At 68.0% G+C, this 15,554-nt stretch carries 11 protein-coding genes and 1 tRNA gene; 4 read left to right on the top strand and 8 right to left on the bottom strand.

Annotation, left to right across the window (positions count from 1 at the left end):
• On the bottom strand, positions 1-1,039 hold a 1,039-nt coding region (locus tag LL06_RS13390), incomplete at its 3' end, for an MFS transporter (RefSeq protein WP_035527587.1).
• A gap of 188 nt (positions 1,040-1,227) precedes the next feature.
• Between LL06_RS13390 and LL06_RS13385 the strand changes: the two genes are divergently transcribed.
• Positions 1,228-2,133, top strand: coding sequence for a LysR family transcriptional regulator (locus tag LL06_RS13385; protein ID WP_035527585.1), 906 nt, complete (start codon positions 1,228-1,230; stop codon positions 2,131-2,133).
• Between the two features lie 36 nt (positions 2,134-2,169).
• Here the strand turns inward: LL06_RS13385 and mfd are convergent, their stop codons facing one another.
• Together mfd and LL06_RS13375 are read right to left on the bottom strand one after the other, a co-directional pair.
• Positions 2,170-5,682: a transcription-repair coupling factor gene (gene mfd / locus LL06_RS13380; protein WP_035527577.1), complete on the bottom strand. Its 3,513-nt coding sequence runs from the start codon at positions 5,680-5,682 to the stop codon at positions 2,170-2,172.
• Positions 5,679-5,999 (bottom strand): succinate dehydrogenase assembly factor 2, encoded by a 321-nt coding sequence (locus tag LL06_RS13375; protein WP_035527574.1) that lies wholly within the window; start codon positions 5,997-5,999, stop codon positions 5,679-5,681. The genes mfd and LL06_RS13375 overlap by 4 nt, the downstream gene beginning before the upstream one ends.
• A gap of 92 nt (positions 6,000-6,091) precedes the next feature.
• Here LL06_RS13375 and recG point away from each other — a divergent pair, with 92 nt between their 5' ends.
• Positions 6,092-8,209 (top strand): ATP-dependent DNA helicase RecG, encoded by a 2,118-nt coding sequence (gene recG, locus LL06_RS13370; RefSeq protein ID WP_035527583.1) that lies wholly within the window; start codon positions 6,092-6,094, stop codon positions 8,207-8,209.
• Positions 8,210-8,214: 5 nt separating this feature from the next.
• On the opposite strand, the gene LL06_RS13365 is transcribed toward recG, so the two are convergent.
• From LL06_RS13365 to glmU, 3 genes are all read right to left on the bottom strand, one after another.
• The gene (locus LL06_RS13365; protein ID WP_052161550.1) at positions 8,215-8,901 is read right to left on the bottom strand and encodes a DUF502 domain-containing protein; all 687 of its coding nucleotides are present in this window, start codon (positions 8,899-8,901) and stop codon (positions 8,215-8,217) included.
• Between the two features lie 118 nt (positions 8,902-9,019).
• Positions 9,020-10,846 (bottom strand): glutamine--fructose-6-phosphate transaminase (isomerizing), encoded by a 1,827-nt coding sequence (gene glmS / locus LL06_RS13360; protein ID WP_035527571.1) that lies wholly within the window; start codon positions 10,844-10,846, stop codon positions 9,020-9,022.
• A 111-nt stretch (positions 10,847-10,957) separates the two neighbouring features.
• A complete protein-coding gene (gene glmU / locus LL06_RS13355; RefSeq protein WP_035527568.1) occupies positions 10,958-12,337 on the bottom strand; it encodes a bifunctional UDP-N-acetylglucosamine diphosphorylase/glucosamine-1-phosphate N-acetyltransferase GlmU in 1,380 nt (459 codons plus the stop codon).
• Positions 12,338-12,443: 106 nt separating this feature from the next.
• On the opposite strand from glmU, the gene LL06_RS13350 reads away from it, so the two are divergent.
• Positions 12,444-13,373 carry a DMT family transporter gene (locus LL06_RS13350; RefSeq protein WP_244447131.1) on the top strand — a complete coding sequence of 310 codons (930 nt, stop codon included), beginning with the start codon at positions 12,444-12,446 and terminating at the stop codon, positions 13,371-13,373.
• 16 nt (positions 13,374-13,389) lie between these two features.
• On the opposite strand, the gene LL06_RS13345 is transcribed toward LL06_RS13350, so the two are convergent.
• Complete coding sequence (locus LL06_RS13345; RefSeq protein ID WP_035527565.1) at positions 13,390-14,139, bottom strand: cytochrome c biogenesis CcdA family protein; 750 nt, start codon at positions 14,137-14,139, stop codon at positions 13,390-13,392.
• 453 nt (positions 14,140-14,592) lie between these two features.
• Here LL06_RS13345 and LL06_RS13340 point away from each other — a divergent pair.
• Positions 14,593-14,668: transfer RNA gene (locus tag LL06_RS13340), tRNA-Lys, on the top strand.
• 106 nt (positions 14,669-14,774) lie between these two features.
• Here LL06_RS13340 and LL06_RS13335 read toward each other — a convergent pair.
• A complete protein-coding gene (locus tag LL06_RS13335) occupies positions 14,775-15,182 on the bottom strand; it encodes an OsmC family protein (protein WP_035527562.1) in 408 nt (135 codons plus the stop codon).
• Positions 15,183-15,554: the final 372 nt, after the last annotated feature.

The raw sequence follows: 15,554 nt of genomic DNA, 5'->3' as shown, positions 1-15,554 counted from the left end.
CGGCGAGCGTGGTGCCGACAAGGAAGCCGAGGGCGGCCTCATCGGCCGGCAGCAGGGCCGCGAGCAGCAGCCCGAGCGCCAGCAGACCGCCGCCCGCGGAGCACAGCCACGCCGTCTTGATGCGGTCGGCGAGCCGGCCCGCGACCGGCGCGACGACGATCGTCGCCAGCGGCCACGCCATCATGTAGAGCCCGGTCCGCGCCGGCGTCATGCCCATCGTGTGCTGCAGGTAGAACGGCAGCGCGACATAGGCAAGCATCTGGCCGGTGAAGCAGGCGACCGAGGCGATGACGGCGATCCGGAACCCCGGCTCGGCCAGCAGGTCGGTGGGGACGATCGGCGACCGGGCGTCGCGTTCGAGCCGCAGCAGCAGAACCAGGCACAGGATCGACGCCGCAATCAGCGTCGCGCCGGTCAGCGGCGCGCTGGTGATCAGTTCCGCGCCGGCGAAGAACAGGATGAACATCGCCGTGTTGGCGAGCAGCGCCCGCAGGTTGAGCGGCCGCCTGACCCCGTCGAGATTGCCCAGGATTCCGCCGCAGACGAGCACCAGCGCGCCGAGCGGCAGGTTGACCGCGAACAGCCAGGGCCAATCCGCCACGGACAGGATGGCGCCCGCCACCGCAGGTCCGGCCGCCGACGAGATCGCGATCGTCATGGCGTTGAAGCCGATGAAGGTTCCGAGCATCCGCTGCGGCACGGCAAAGCGCAGGTTCATCGCCGCCAGCGCCATGATCGCGCCGCCGCCCAGGCCTTGCGCGAACCGCGCCGCCACCAGCATGGGCAGGCTCTGCGAGAGCGCGCAGGCGGCCGAGGCCACGACGAACAGCGCGACGCCGATCAGGAAGACGCGCCGCGGCCCGTAGATCTCGCCCAGCGCGCCGCAGGGCAGAAGCGCCACCAGCACGGCGAGCTGATAGCTCGAGACCACCCACACCGTGTCGCTGGGGTGGGCCCCAAGCGAGGCGGCGATGGAAGGCAGCGCGACATTGGCGATGGCGCCGTCGAGCACGACGAGCACGAGCGACAGGAGCAGCACTGCGACGGCCAGGTGGCGGCGCGGCGCAGGCAGGCCGTCATCGGCGGCATCAAGGGAGGAGGTCTGGGACATGGCGGATCACTTCGTAGGGTGTGTGTCCGAGGGATATCCCCGCCAAAAGATTTGCGCCAGACGCAACAGAGGAAACATAGCGTTGCGTCTGACGCCATAACTTCCTAGTGTGGGCCATGCCTGATCTGGACCTCAACCTGCTGGTGGCGCTCGACGCCCTGCTCCGCGAACGCAGCGTGTCCGGCGCCGCCCGCAAGCTCGGCCTCAGCACATCGGCGATGAGCCGGACGCTGTCGCGGCTGCGCACCGCGCTCGGCGATCCGATCCTGGTGCCGGCGGGCCGCGCCATGGTCGCCACGCCCCATGCCGAGGCCATCGCCGCGGAGGTCGAGTCGCTGACCGCGGCGGTGCAGACCGTGCTGAGCCCCTCGCCGGCGATCGAGATCCGCGACCTCAGGCGCGATTTCACCATCCGCGCCAATGATTCCTTCGTGCTGCTCTACGCCGCCCGGCTCAGCGCCACCGTGACCGAGGCCGCCCCCGGCGTGCGGCTGCGCTTCGCCCCCAAGCCGGACAAGGACATCGCGCCGCTCAGGGACGCCACCGTCGATCTCGACATCGGCGTGGTGTCGGGCGCCGGCGCGGAGCTGCGCGGCCAGACCCTATTCGAGGACAGCTTCGTGGGCGTCGCCAGGACCGGCCACCCGCTTCTCGCGGACGGCCCCGTCACTGCCGAGCGGTACGCCGCCTGCGGCCATGTGGTCGGCTCGCGCCGGGGGAAGTTCACCGGGCCGGTGGACGAGGCGCTCGCCGCCCTCGGGCTCACGCGCAAGGTGCATCTGGTGGTGCCGAGCTATCCGGCCGTCATCGCCGTCGCCGCCGCGTCCGATCTCGTTGGAATGGTGCCGCGATCGTGCTGCCAGCCCGGCGCAACGGGCGGGACCTCGTTGTTCGCGCTGCCGGTCGCCACGCCGCGCTTCGTCATCACCCAGACCTGGCATCCGCGCATGGACGCCGACCCGGTGCACCGCTGGCTTCGGGCGCTGATCTTCGAGGAGCTCCGGGCCTGGTCTCCGCACTAGCGAGGAGACCGGACAGCGCCCTCCGGAGGGCCGTTTTCACCCGGCCTTGGTCGCCAGCTCCGCAAGCTGCGTCATCACCACGGCGGCCCCGGTCAGGCGCTTTTCGGGCGTCGGCAGGTCGCGGATGAAGACCACGCTCTGGTCGGGACGGATCTTGGCCATCTGGCCCTGCTTGGAGATGTAGCCCACCAGCGCCGCGGGGTTGGCGAATTCCTTGTTGCGGAACTGCACCACCACGCCCTTGGGGCCGGCGTCGAGCTTCTCGACATTGGCCTTGCGGCAGAGCGCCTTGATGAAGACGATCTTCAAGAGATGCTGCACCTCGATCGGCAGCGGCCCGAAACGGTCGATCATCTCGGCGCCGAAGCCGTCGATGTCGCTGACCTCGGTGATGTCGCCGAGCCGCCGGTAGAGACCGAGCCGCAAATGCAGGTCCGGCACGTAATCCTCGGGGATCATCACCGGCGTGCCGACGGTGATCTGCGGCGACCAGCCGGTGTCGACGATCTCGTCCTCGCCGCGCACCTCGGCCACGGCTTCCTCGAGCATGTGCTGGTAGAGCTCGAAGCCCACTTCCTTGATGTGGCCCGACTGCTCCTCGCCCAACAGATTGCCGGCGCCGCGGATGTCGAGGTCGTGGCTCGCGAGCTGGAAACCGGCGCCGAGCGTGTCGAGCGACTGCAGCACCTTGAGCCGCTTGTCGGCGGTGGCCGTCAGCGTCTTGTTGACCGGCAGCGTGAACAGCGCGAAGGCGCGGACCTTGGAGCGGCCGACACGACCGCGCAACTGGTAGAGCTGGGCCAGGCCGAACATGTCGGCGCGATGGACGATCAGCGTGTTGGCGGTCGGCACGTCGAGGCCGGATTCGACGATCGTCGTCGACAGCAGAACGTCGTACTGGCCGTCATAGAAGGCGTTCATGATGTCGTCGAGCTCGCCGGCAGCCATCTGGCCGTGCGCCACCGCAAACTTCAGTTCAGGGACATCGGACCGCAGGAAGGCTGCGACATCCTCGAGATCGGAAAGGCGCGGACAGACATAGAAGCTCTGGCCGCCGCGGTAGTGCTCGCGCATCAGCGTCTCGCGGATCGTGACCGGATCGAACGGCGAGATGAAGGTGCGGACCGCCATGCGGTCGACCGGCGGCGTGGTGATCAGCGAGAGTTCGCGCACTCCGGTCATCGCCAGTTGCAGCGTGCGCGGGATCGGCGTCGCCGAGAGCGTCAGCACATGCACGTCGGACTTCAGCTCCTTGAGCCGCTCCTTGTGCTTGACTCCGAAATGCTGCTCCTCGTCGATGATCAGCAGGCCCAGATTGGCGAAATTGATCGACGAGCCGAGCAGCGCATGGGTGCCGACGACGATGTCGGTCTTCCCCGATTGCAGCTCGGCCTTGGTGAGCGCCAGTTCCTTGGCGCCGACCAGGCGAGAGGCCTGGGCGATGCGCACAGGATAGCCGCGCAGCCGCTCGGTGAAGGTCTTGAAATGCTGGCGCGCCAGCAGCGTGGTCGGCACCACGACGGCCACCTGCACACCGTTCATGGCGGCGATGAAGGCCGCGCGCAGCGCCACCTCGGTCTTGCCGAAGCCGACATCACCGCAGATCAGCCGGTCCATCGGCTGGCCCGCCGCCAGGTCCTCGCGCACCTTCTCGATCGCCGCCATCTGGTCTTCGGTCTCGTCATAGGGGAAGCGGGCCGAGAACTCGTCATAGAGCCCCTCGGGGGCTGCGAGCACGTCGGCCTTGCGCATGTGCCGCTCGGCGGCGATGCGGATCAGGCCCTCGGCCATGTCGAGCAGCCGCTTCTTGAGCTTGGCCTTGCGCGACTGCCAGGCCACGCCGCCGAGCTTGTCGAGCTGCACCTCGGCGCTGTCGGAGCCGTAGCGGGTGAGCAGCTCGATGTTCTCGACCGGCAGGAACAGCTTGGCGTCGCCGGCGTAATGCAGCTCCAGGCAGGCATGCGGCGCGCCCGCCGCCTCAATGGTGCGCAGGCCGATGAACTGGCCGATGCCGTGTTCGGCGTGGACGACGTAGCTGCCTTCGTCGAGGCCGGAGACCTCGGAGATATAGTCGGCGCCGCGGCGCTTGCGCTTGGCGCGGCGCACCAGCCGGTCGCCCAGCACGTCCTGCTCGCCGATGACGACGAGATCGCCGATCTCGAAGCCGCCCTCGATGGCGAGCACCGCGGCGGCCGCCTCGCCCGGCTTGAGCCTGTCGAGATCGGCATGGCGGGCGATCCGCACCACCCGCTTGAGCCCGTGCTCCTCGGTCACCTGCAGCAGGCGGTCGAGCGAGCCTTCGGTCCAGGCGGTGATCAGCACCTTGCGCCCCTCGGCGCGCCTGGCGCCGACATGGGCGACCAGCTTTTCGAACAGGTTGACGCGCGCGGCGTCGGTCGACTTGTCGGCTTCCGCCTCCGCCGCCCAGCGCGGCCCGGTGCGGGTCTCGAGATCGATCACCCGGCGCGCGGCGGTCTCGGGCTCGTGGAACGGCGTGAGCCGGATGGCGTTCCAGGCCTCGAAGCCGGCCATCAGCTCCTGGGTGTCGAGATAGAGCAGGTCCGGCTCGATCGCCTTGTAGGGCGCGGCGTGGACGCTCTTGGCCTTCTCGATCGACAGGGCCGCGGCGCGCGCCTCGTAATGGTCCTCGATCTGCGCCCGGCGCTCGCTCGCGGCTTCCGCCAGCATGTGGTCGCCCGCGAGGCGGAAGCCCGCGAGATAATCGAACACCGTCTCCATGCGGTCATGGAACAGGGGCAGCCAGTGCTCCATGCCGGGATAGCGGCGGCCTTCGCTGATGGCGACATAGAGCGCGTCGTCGCGGGTCGCGGCCCCGAAGCGGGCGAGATAATTGGTGCGGAAGCGGCTGATGGTCTCGGCGTCGAGCGTCACCTCGCTCATCGCGTTGAGCGCCAGCTCCTTGGCCCGCGAGGTGGTGCGCTGCGAGGCGGGATCGAAATGGCGCACGCTTTCGAGCGTGTCGCCGAAGAAATCGAGCCGCACCGGCTCCTCGTCGCCGGGCACGAAGACATCGAGAATGCCGCCGCGCACCGCGTATTCGCCCACCTCGCGCACGGTGTCGACACGCTCGAAGCCGTTGCGCGAGAGCTGCGCCGCCAGATCCTCCATCTTCAGCCGGTTGCCAGCGCGGGCTGAAAAGCCCAGGCCCGAGACCACCGATTTGGGCGGCACGCGCTGCAGCATGGCGTTGACGGTGATGATGACGATGGCCGGGTGCGGCGTGTCCGAAAACCGCGCCAGCGCCGACAGCGCCGCAAGCCGCCGGGCCGAGATGTCGGCGCCCGGCGAGACGCGGTCATAGGGAAGGCAGTCCCAGCCCGGCAGGGTCAGCACCGGGATCTCGGGCGCGAAAAAGGCGAGGTTCTGCTCGAGATCGGACATGCGCTGGCCGTCGGAGATGACATAGGCCAGCGGTCCGGCCGCCGCGAGCTCGGCCAGCGCCAGCGCCTCCATGCCCTGGGGCACGCCCGACAGCGTGACCGGGATCTTCGCGCCTGCAACCTGTGCGGCCGGGAGGACGGGCTTCATGATCCGGACGCCTGCCCTTCCGGCCCGGCCGGCGGTTCGAAATCCGGCACATAGCCGCGCATCCGCTCGAACATCGCCGTGCGGAAGCGCTCGGGAATCGCCACCTCGCCGGTCACCCAGCGGAAGATGTCGGCGTCTTCCTCGGCCATCAGCAGTTCCAGCTCGTCAAGTTCGGCATCGCTGAGCGTGGCGATCTCGGCATCGGCGAAACCGCCGATCACCAGGTCCATCTCGCGGATGCCGCGGCGCCAGGCCCGCACCAGAATGCGGCGGCGGCGCGGATCAAGGTCGGCGCTTGAACGTGTCGTTCCGGTCATGATCTGCCTTTTTCGGTTGGAGGGTTTCCTTATCCTGTCGCCGCCCGGTTGTCAGCCTTGCCTTTCACCCAAATTTGCAGTTCATCTGGGCCATGCGTCCGCTCGAGCTCGACCCCCTGTTCAAATCCGTGGAAAGCCTGCCCGGAATCGGCCCGAAGCTCGCCGAGGCGCTGGCCCGCGTCACCGGCCGGGAGAGCCCGGAGGACACCCGCGCGCTCGACCTCGTGCTGCTGCCGCCGCACGGGCTGATCGACCGCTCCCGGAAGTCCGAGATCGCCACGTCGCCGGAAGGCGTCATCGCCACGCTCAAGGTCCGCGTCGACCGCCACCAGCCCTCGCCGCCGGGTCGCCGGTCGGCGCCCTACCGGGTCTATGTGCATGACGAGACAGGCGAAATGGCGCTCACCTTCTTCCATTCCAAGCAGGCGTGGCTGGAAAAGCTGCTGCCGGTGGGCGAGACATTCCTGATCAGCGGCAAGGTCGAATGGTTCAACGGCCGGCCGTCGATGGTGCATCCCGACCATGTGGTGCGTGAGGCCGAGGCCGACAGCTTTCCGCTGATCGAGCCGGTCTATCCGCTGACGGCCGGCCTCTCGCCCAAGATCCTCAGGCGCTCGATCGAGTCGGCGCTCGACCTCCTGCCGGAGCTGCCGGAATGGGCCGATCCGCATCTGGTGGCGAAAAACGGCTTTCCCGAATTTTCCGAAGCGGTCCGCAGCCTGCATCATCCCGAGAGCGCCCGTGACGTCGATCCCATGGCCCCGGCGCGGCGCAGGCTCGCCTATGACGAATTGCTGGCCGGGCAATTGTCGCTGGCTCTGGTGCGCCAGACGCTGCGCAGGCTGCCGGGCACCCCCGTGCTCGCCGAAGGAAAGCTGCGCGCGGCGATCCTCGCCGCGCTGCCGTTCTCGCTGACCGGGAGCCAGGAGGTCGCCATCGGCGAGATCCTTGCCGACATGGCGGGAACCGACCGGATGCTCAGGCTGCTGCAGGGCGATGTCGGCTCCGGCAAGACCGCCGTCGCCATGCTCGCCATGGCCGACGCGGTTGAGGCCGGCGGCCAGGCGGTGCTGATGGCGCCCACGGAAATCCTCGCCCGCCAGCATTACGCCACCATCGAGAAGATGGCCGAAGCGGCAGGCATCGAGGTCGTGGTGCTGACCTCGCGCGCCAAGGGCCGCGAGCGCGCGGATCTGCTCGACAGGATCGCCTCGGGCGCGGCGCAGATCGTCATCGGCACGCATGCGCTGTTCCAGGAGTCCGTCGTCTATTCCAATCTCACGTTGGCGGTGGTCGACGAGCAGCACCGCTTCGGCGTGCACCAGCGCCTGAGGCTGACCGCCAAGGGCACGGCGCCGCACATGCTGGTGATGACCGCCACGCCGATCCCGCGCACGCTGGTGCTGGCGGCATTCGGCGACATGGATGTCTCCAAGCTCACGGAAAAACCCGCCGGACGGCAGCCGATCGCCACCGTCACCATCCCCGACGAGCGGCTCGGCGACATCGTCGCGCGGCTCAAGACCGCCGTGCTCGACGGCAAAAAGGCCTACTGGATCTGCCCGCTGGTCGAAGATTCCGACGAAAGCGAGCTGATGAGCGTGGAAAGCCGGCACGCGAGCCTCGCCAAGGCGCTCGGTCCCGACCTCGCCCCGCTGGTCGCGCTCGTCCACGGCCGCATGACGTCGGAGGAAAAGGACCAGGCGATGAGCGCCTTCAAGGCCGGCCGGACACGGCTGCTGGTCGCCACCACCGTGATCGAGGTCGGCGTCGACGTGCCCGACGCCACCATCATGGTGATCGAGCATGCCGAGCGCTTCGGGCTTGCGCAACTGCACCAGTTGCGCGGCCGGGTGGGGCGCGGCGACGGCGCCTCGAGCTGCATCCTGCTCTATCACGGGCCGCTGGGCGAGACGGCGGAGGCGCGGCTCAAGGTGCTGCGCGAGACCGAGGACGGCTTCCGCATCGCCGAGGAAGACCTGAAGCTGCGCGGCGAAGGCGAAGTGCTGGGCACCCGGCAATCGGGCCTGCCGGGCTTTAGGCTCGCCGACCTCTCCGTCCACGGCGATCTCCTGGAGATCGCCCGCAGCGACGCGCGCAACGTGCTCGAGAGCGATCCTGCCCTCTCGGGCTCGCGCGGGGCGGCTCTGCGCATGCTGCTCTACCTGATGCGGCGCGACGAGGCGATCCGCTTCCTGCGCGCCGGGTGACGGGTTCAGACTGCGGTGGGCCTGGACTTGGGCTTGCCCTGAACCGGTAGCGTCCTGGGAAACTCCGGCGACACCAGGCCCGCGGAAATCACCATCTTGGCCGCCTCCTCGACGCTCATGTCCAGAAACATGATGTCCTTGCGCGGCACGAACAGCAGAAAGCCCGATGTCGGATTGGGCGTGGTGGGCAGGAAGACCGAGATCGGATCGTCGTCGGGCAGCCGGTGGTTGACCTCGCCCTTGGTCTCCGTGGCGATGAAGACGATCGACCACAGGCCCTTGCGCGGGTACTCGATCAGCCCGGCCTGCTTGAAGGAGCCGCCCTTCTCCGCCAGCACCGTCTGGAAGATCTGCTTGAGACCCTTGTAGAGATTGCGCACCAGCGGCATCCGGTCGAGCAGCGACTCGCCGAAGGCGACGATCGAGCGGCCGACCAGGTTGGCGGTGAGGAAGCCGATCAGCGTGATCAGGAACAGCGCCGTCACCAGGCCGAAGCCGGGCACGGCGAAGGGAAGGTAATGGTCGGGATTGTAGGCGGCTGGGATATAGGGTTTGACCCAGCCGTCGACCCAGCCGATGAAGGTCCACGTCAGATAGGCGGTGATGAAGACCGGCGCGACGATGATCAGCCCGGTCAGGAAATAGTTCCTCAGCCGCACACCGGCGCCCGGCCGTTTCTGCTTTTCGCTCATCTTAGGACCTGTCCCTGGATCGCCCGCGCGCAATGATGCGCCGCAACACTATAATAATGGTGCCGCCGGCCCGCCAAGACAAGGCCCGGCGGGACGCGGGTCGACTTCGGAACCGGGACTATTCGACCGTCACCGATTTCGCCAGATTGCGCGGCTGATCGACATCGGTGCCCATGAACACCGCCGTGTGGTAGGCGATGAGCTGCACCGGCAGGGCGAAGAGAATGGGCGCGACGATCTCGTCGAGCACCGGCAGGACGATGGTCGCCATGGTCTCGAGCGTGGTGGCGGCGGCGCCCTTCTCGTCGGTCACCAGGATGATCTGGCCGCCGCGCGCGGCCACTTCCTGCATGTTCGAGACGGTCTTTTCGAAATGCCGGTCATGCGGCGCGATGACGATCACCGGCATGGTCTCGTCGATCAGCGCGATCGGGCCATGCTTGAGTTCGCCCGCGGCATAGCCTTCGGCATGGATATAGGAGATTTCCTTGAGCTTGAGCGCGCCCTCGAGCGCCAGCGGGAAGCTGGTTCCGCGGCCGAGATAGAGCACGTCCTTGAAGCGGGCGAGCTCCCGCGACAGGGTTTCGATCTGCGGCTGGATCGCCGCCAGGATCTCGTTGAACAGCCGGGGCACCTCGACGAGAGCCTGGACGCACCTGCGTTCATCCTCGTCCGACAGGGTGCCGCGCGCCCGGCCGGCGATCAGCGCCAGCGCCGCCAGCACCGAAAGCTGGCAGGTAAAGGCCTTGGTCGAAGCCACGCCGATTTCCGGGCCGGCGAGCGTCGGGAACACCGCGTCCGATTCGCGGGCGATGGTGGATTCGCGCACATTGACCACCGCGCCGATGGTGAGCCCGTTGTCGCGGCAATAACGCAGCGAGGCGAGCGTGTCGGCGGTTTCGCCGGACTGGGAGATGAACAGCGCCGCCATCCGCCCCGCAAGCGGAATCTCCCGGTAGCGGAATTCGGACGCCACGTCGATTTCCACCGGCAGGCGCGCGAAGCGCTCGAACCAGTATTTGCCGATCAGGCCCGCATAAAAGGCGGTGCCGCAGGCCGACATCGCCAGCCGGTCGAGATTGGCGAAATCGATCTGGGCCGAATCGAACTTGACGCGGCCTTCGGCGAAATCGATGTAGTGGCTGAGCGTGTGCGACACGACCTCCGACTGTTCATAGATCTCCTTCTCCATGAAATGCCGGTGATTGCCCTTGTCGACCACATAGGCCGCACCTTGCGAAATCTGGCTCTTGCGCTCGACCCTCTGCCCCGAATGATCATAGATCTCATGGTGATCATGGGTGATCACCACCCAGTCGCCATCCTCGAGATAGGTGATCTCGTCGGTGAAGGGGGCCAGCGCGATGGCGTCCGAGCCCAGGAACATCTCGCCCTGGCCGTGGCCGACGGCGAGCGGCGGGCCGGAGCGGGCGCCCAGGATCATGTCCGGCTGGTCGTCGAACAGCACCGCCAGCGCATAAGCGCCCTCGAGCCGGGACAGGGTCTGCTGCATCGCCTCGCGCGGCGCCATGCCCTGTTTGCGGCAGGCCGCGAGCAGTTGCGCCACCACCTCGGTGTCGGTCTGGCTGTGGAACACCGCCCCGTCGGCGATCAGCGCCGTGCGCAGCGGCGCGAAATTCTCGATGATGCCGTTGTGGACCACGGCGACGCCGTCGCAGAAATGCGGATGCGCATTGGCCTCGGTCGGCGCGCCATGGGTGGCCCAGCGGGTGTGGCCGATGCCGACATGGCCGGCCAGCGGCTCTTCGCCCAGCCTGCGGTCGAGATTGGCGAGCTTGCCCTCCGCCCGGCGGCGGTCGAGCTTGCCGTCCCTGACGGTGGCGACGCCGGCTGAATCATAGCCGCGATATTCCAGCCGCTTGAGCGCGTCGACCAGAAGCGGCGCGACCTCGCGATTGCCGACAATCCCCACTATTCCGCACATGCACTTCTCCCCGATCTGATGGTTGCAAAGCTCTTATCGACCAGCACGGGTTTAGACCAGTGCCGTAAAGCTTTGGAGCCACTCAATTTTCATGACACGACGTAACCGGCGTCAGCCTTGCTGTCCGGATGACGGGTTTTTCTTCAGCGCCTTGATGGCGGCGAGCTTTTCCCTGAGCCGTTCGGCGCGGCCCGGTTTCGTCTCCTGCCGGGCCCGCGCAAGCGCCAGCGCGTCGTCCGGGACATCGGTGGTGATGACGCTTCCCGAGCCGACAAAGGCGCCGTCGCCGATCCTGACGGGCGCCACCAGCGACGAATTGGAGCCGATGAAGGCCCCTGCCCCGATCTCGGTCACATGCTTGTTCACCCCGTCATAATTGCAGGTGATGGTGCCCGCGCCGATATTGGCGCCGGCGCCGATGATGGCGTCGCCGATATAGCTGAGATGATTGACCTTGGCGCCGGCGCCGATCCTGGCCTTCTTGGTCTCGCAGAAATTGCCGACCTTGGCCTTTTCGCCCAGTTCCGTGCCCGGGCGCAGCCGCGCGAACGGCCCGATCATCGCGCCCGCGCCGATCTCGGCCCCCTCGATATGGCTGAAGGCGTGGATGACCGCGCAGGCGCCGACGCGCACGCCCGGGCCGAACCAGACATTGGGCTCGATCACCACGTCATTGCCGAGCTCGGTGTCGAACGAGAGAAAGACGCTTCCCGGATCGATCATGCTGACGCCCGAGAGCATCGCCGCGTGGCGCGCGCGCGCCTGCCAGACGGCCTCGATCTCGGCCAGTTCGGCGCGGGTGTTGCAGCCCATCATGTCTTCCTCGGGGGCCTCGATGGCGACGCATCTGAGGCCGCGGGCGCGGGCGATCTCGACGATATCGGTGAGGTAGTACTCGCCCTTGGCGTTGGCGTTGCCGATGGCCTCGAGCAGGCTCACGGCCTCGCTCCCCGAGAAGGTGATCACGCCGCCGTTGCAGAAATCGATGGCGAGCTCTTCGTCGCTGGCTTCCTTGTGCTCGCGGATGGCGACCAGTTCGCCGTCGCGCTCGATCAACCTCCCATAGCCGGTGGGGTCCTTGGCGCGAAAGCCGAGCACCACGACATCTGCCCCGCCCGCGCGTTTGGCGGTGGCGGCGGCCAGGCTTTCGGGACTGATCAGCGGCGCATCGCCATAGAGCACGACGATGTCGTCATAGCCTTCGGCGATGACGTCGCGCGCCATCAGCACGGCGTGGCCGGTGCCCTTGCGTTCGGTCTGCTCCACCGGCGTGACCGGAACCTCGATGCCGATGCCCGCGGCGGCGGTGACGCTGCCGGCGTCGCGGCCGACCACCAGCGCCACCTTGCCCACGCCGGCGCTCGCGGCGGCGCGCGTCACATGGGCGATCAGGGGCAGATTGCCGACCGTGTGCAGCACCTTGGATTTCGACGATTTCATTCGTGTCGCATCGCCCGCCGCTAGCACGACAGCCAGACATGTCCGCGCCATTCCATCACCTCTTTGTCGAATCGCTTGTTTACACGTGCCGGAGCCTATAGCACCGGACGCGCCATTTATCTCTTTCAGGCAGCCCTTGACAAGGTTTGGACACAGCATGACTCCCGCCGCCTCGCCCGCCCAAACCGCCCCGTTCGCGCGCTTCATGCCCCTTGCGGTGATGCTGCTCACGCCGCTGTTCTTCTCGTCCAACCTGATCTTCGGGCGTTCCACCATTCCCGAGGTGGCGCCGTTCACGCTCGCCTTCCTGCGCTGGGCGTCCGCCGCGCTCGTGCTGTCGCCGTTCCTGTGGAGGGCGCGGATCCGGGCGCGGACCTATGTCGCCGCCCATCCGCTGCACTGGCTGACGCTCGGATTGCTGGGCATGGGGATCTGCGGCGCGGGCGTCTATTACGCCCTGCAGTTCACGACGGCCACCAACGGCACGCTGATCTACACCACCTCGCCGCTGATGATCATCCTGCTCGAGCGGCTGTTCTTCGGCCGCAGCACCAGCCCGCGCGAGATCGCCGGCATTCTGCTGGGCTTTCTCGGCGTGGCGATCATCGTGCTCGAGGGCGACCCGGGCAGCCTGTTGCGCACCTCGTTCAATCTCGGCGACCTGATGTTCATCGGCGCGGCGCTGGCCTGGGCGGGCTATTCGGTGCTGCTCAAGGGGCCGCGCACGGCGGGTCTGCCGGTGTCGGCCCTGTTCGCCCTCATCGCCCTGTCCGGCGCGCTGCTGCTCGCGCCGTTCGCGCTGTGGGAGTTTCTCGCCGGCGCGCGCATGCCGGTTACCCTGACCGCCTGGGGCGGCATTGCCGGCATCGTCGTGTTCTCGTCGCTGCTGGCGTTTTCGGGCTACCAGTACGGGGTGGCGCGGCTCGGCGCCTCGACGGCGAGCGTGTTCATGTATCTGCTGCCGCCCTATGGCGTCGGCCTCGCCGTCCTGGTGCTGGGCGAGCCGTTCGAGACCCACCACGCCGTGGGCATCCTCACGGTGCTGTCGGGCCTGGTGCTGGCGACCGCGCCGAGGCGGAAGCCCTGAGGCGCCGCGGCCAGGGTCAGCCGATCATGCCCAGCGCCGGGAAGGTCTCGAGCAGCCAGTAGGCCATCGTCGCCATGCCACCGGTCAGGAACAGGATGCCGGTCAGCACCAGGAGCGCCCCGGTGATCTTCTCCACCGTTCCCAGGTGCTGGCGGAAGCGCTGGGCGAAGCGCATGAAGCGCTCGGAAAACAGCGCCGCGATCCAGAACGGCACGGCAAGGCCCAGCGAATAGGCCGCGAGCAGGGCCGCGCCCGAGCCCACCGTCTCGCGCGCCGCGGCGACGCCCAGTACCGCGCCCAGAACCGGGCCGATGCAGGGCGTCCAGCCGAAGGCGAAGGCGAGCCCCATCAGATAGGCTCCCGACAGGGTCGCCGGCTTGCCGCCGCCGGCAAAGCGGGCCTCGCGCGCCAGCAGCCCGATCCTGAACAGGTCGAGGAAATGCAGGCCCATGAGGATGATCACCACGCCGCCGACCTTGGCCAGCAGATCCATATGCTGGCGCAGCGCGGCGCCGATGCTCGACGCGCCGGCGCCGAGCGCCACGAACACGGTGGCGAAGCCCAAGGTGAAGAACAGCGAGGCCAGCACCACCGCCCGACGGGTCTCCGACGCCCGGGCCGCGGCGCCCGAGCCGCGGAAATCCTCCACCGACACGCCCGCCATGTAGCACAGATAGGGTGGCACCAGCGGCAGCACGCAGGGCGACAGGAACGACAGCGCGCCGGCGAGCAGAACGGTGAGAAGCGGAATGTCGGCGATGGTCACGAAACCAGAACCCTTCGTGGCATGTGTGTCGCTCGGTCCGGCCTGGGCGGCCTTGAGTGGTCCGCGCCCCTTCTAATGCGCCCGGCGTCCATATGCCAGTCACGTTTTGGACAGGCTTGCGTGATGCCGCGGGCGCATTGCCGCACCCGGTCCGGCGCCCGGCCTGTCGCGACGAACGGCGCAGGGAAGCCGGCGATCCGTCGGCGGAGACCTCAAGCCCGCGCCTTGCGTGTCGCCTGCAGGCGGACCTGCCCGGGGGCCGTTCGCGCGGGCTTGCCGGACAGGCACGCGGAGGTGCGGGACCCGGCCCGGCTTCGCGGCTGCCTGCGGGTCCGCCAGGATCGGGAATTTTCTCTCCCGGGCGCGGAGTTTTGCGGTTGACCATGTGCGGCTGCCTGCCTATGTTCCGCGCCACTCACGGCCCTTGGCGCACCCGCGCCGCAAGGGGCCTGGGAGCGCGTAGCTCAGCCGGTAGAGCAACTGACTTTTAATCAGTAGGTCCGGGGTTCGAACCCCCGCGCGCTCACCAATGTGAAACCGTCGATTCCGAAGCAAGTTTCCGAATTTCCCCGCATGGCTGCCAGGATCTGGCGAGCCCTTCGGCGGACCGGCGTCCGCGCCGCCCTGGTCGCTGCTCAACCCGGCTTGCGCTCGATGGTTCCGGCCAATTCCGTGGCGCCGGCAAGCGTGTTGAAGATGGTGCCGTATTTCCGGAGATTGCGGTGCAGCAGGTCGAGCCGCGCGTCGGTCTCGTCGGTGTCGACGACGATCCGATACTCGATGCGGATCATCTTCGGCGGGCTGTCTTGACGCGTGCCGTGCAGGCTCACCTCGACGCCGCGCAGGTCGAAGGAGAGCATCGGAATCATCCGTTCAACGCCCTTCAGGATGCAGGCGGCGAGGCTCGCCAGCAGCATTTCGGCCGGGTTGAAGGCATCGGCCCGCCCCGCCACGTCGGTGTCCAGGACGATCCTCGCCTCTTTCGTCGTGGCCTCGGATCCATGGCTGTCGATGCGGCGCGCGGAGACCCTGTATTCCAGCATGGCATTTCCTTCTTTGTCCGGCCTTGTCGGCAACGCCGCGCAGGAGCGCTGTCCCGCGGCCCCGTTGTCAGCGATGAACTCCGCAGCCTGCCCGTCCCCTTGGACTGGCAATCGACGCTCCGGGAGGGTGAAACCCGAGCATCCTGCATTCGCGTTGTTCCGCGTCAATGCCGGATGCTTGTGTGCTCATGCCGGCCGGAGATCATCCGTGTGACGCGGGTGGAGATCTTTCCGCCGCAGCCGCCCGGATCAACGTAGCCGATCGGGGACGGCGCGATCGCCGGGACCGGTCCTCAGGCCGCCGCGGCGTCCTTGACGGGGTCCGCAACCGGCCCGGCCCGCCGCGACGGATCGCGGCGGGCCGGGTCTTGG

It is taken from the genome of Hoeflea sp. BAL378, assembly GCF_000759435.1.
Lineage (GTDB): Bacteria > Pseudomonadota > Alphaproteobacteria > Rhizobiales > Rhizobiaceae > Hoeflea.
This window is presented reverse-complemented; position numbering and strand designations above follow the sequence as displayed.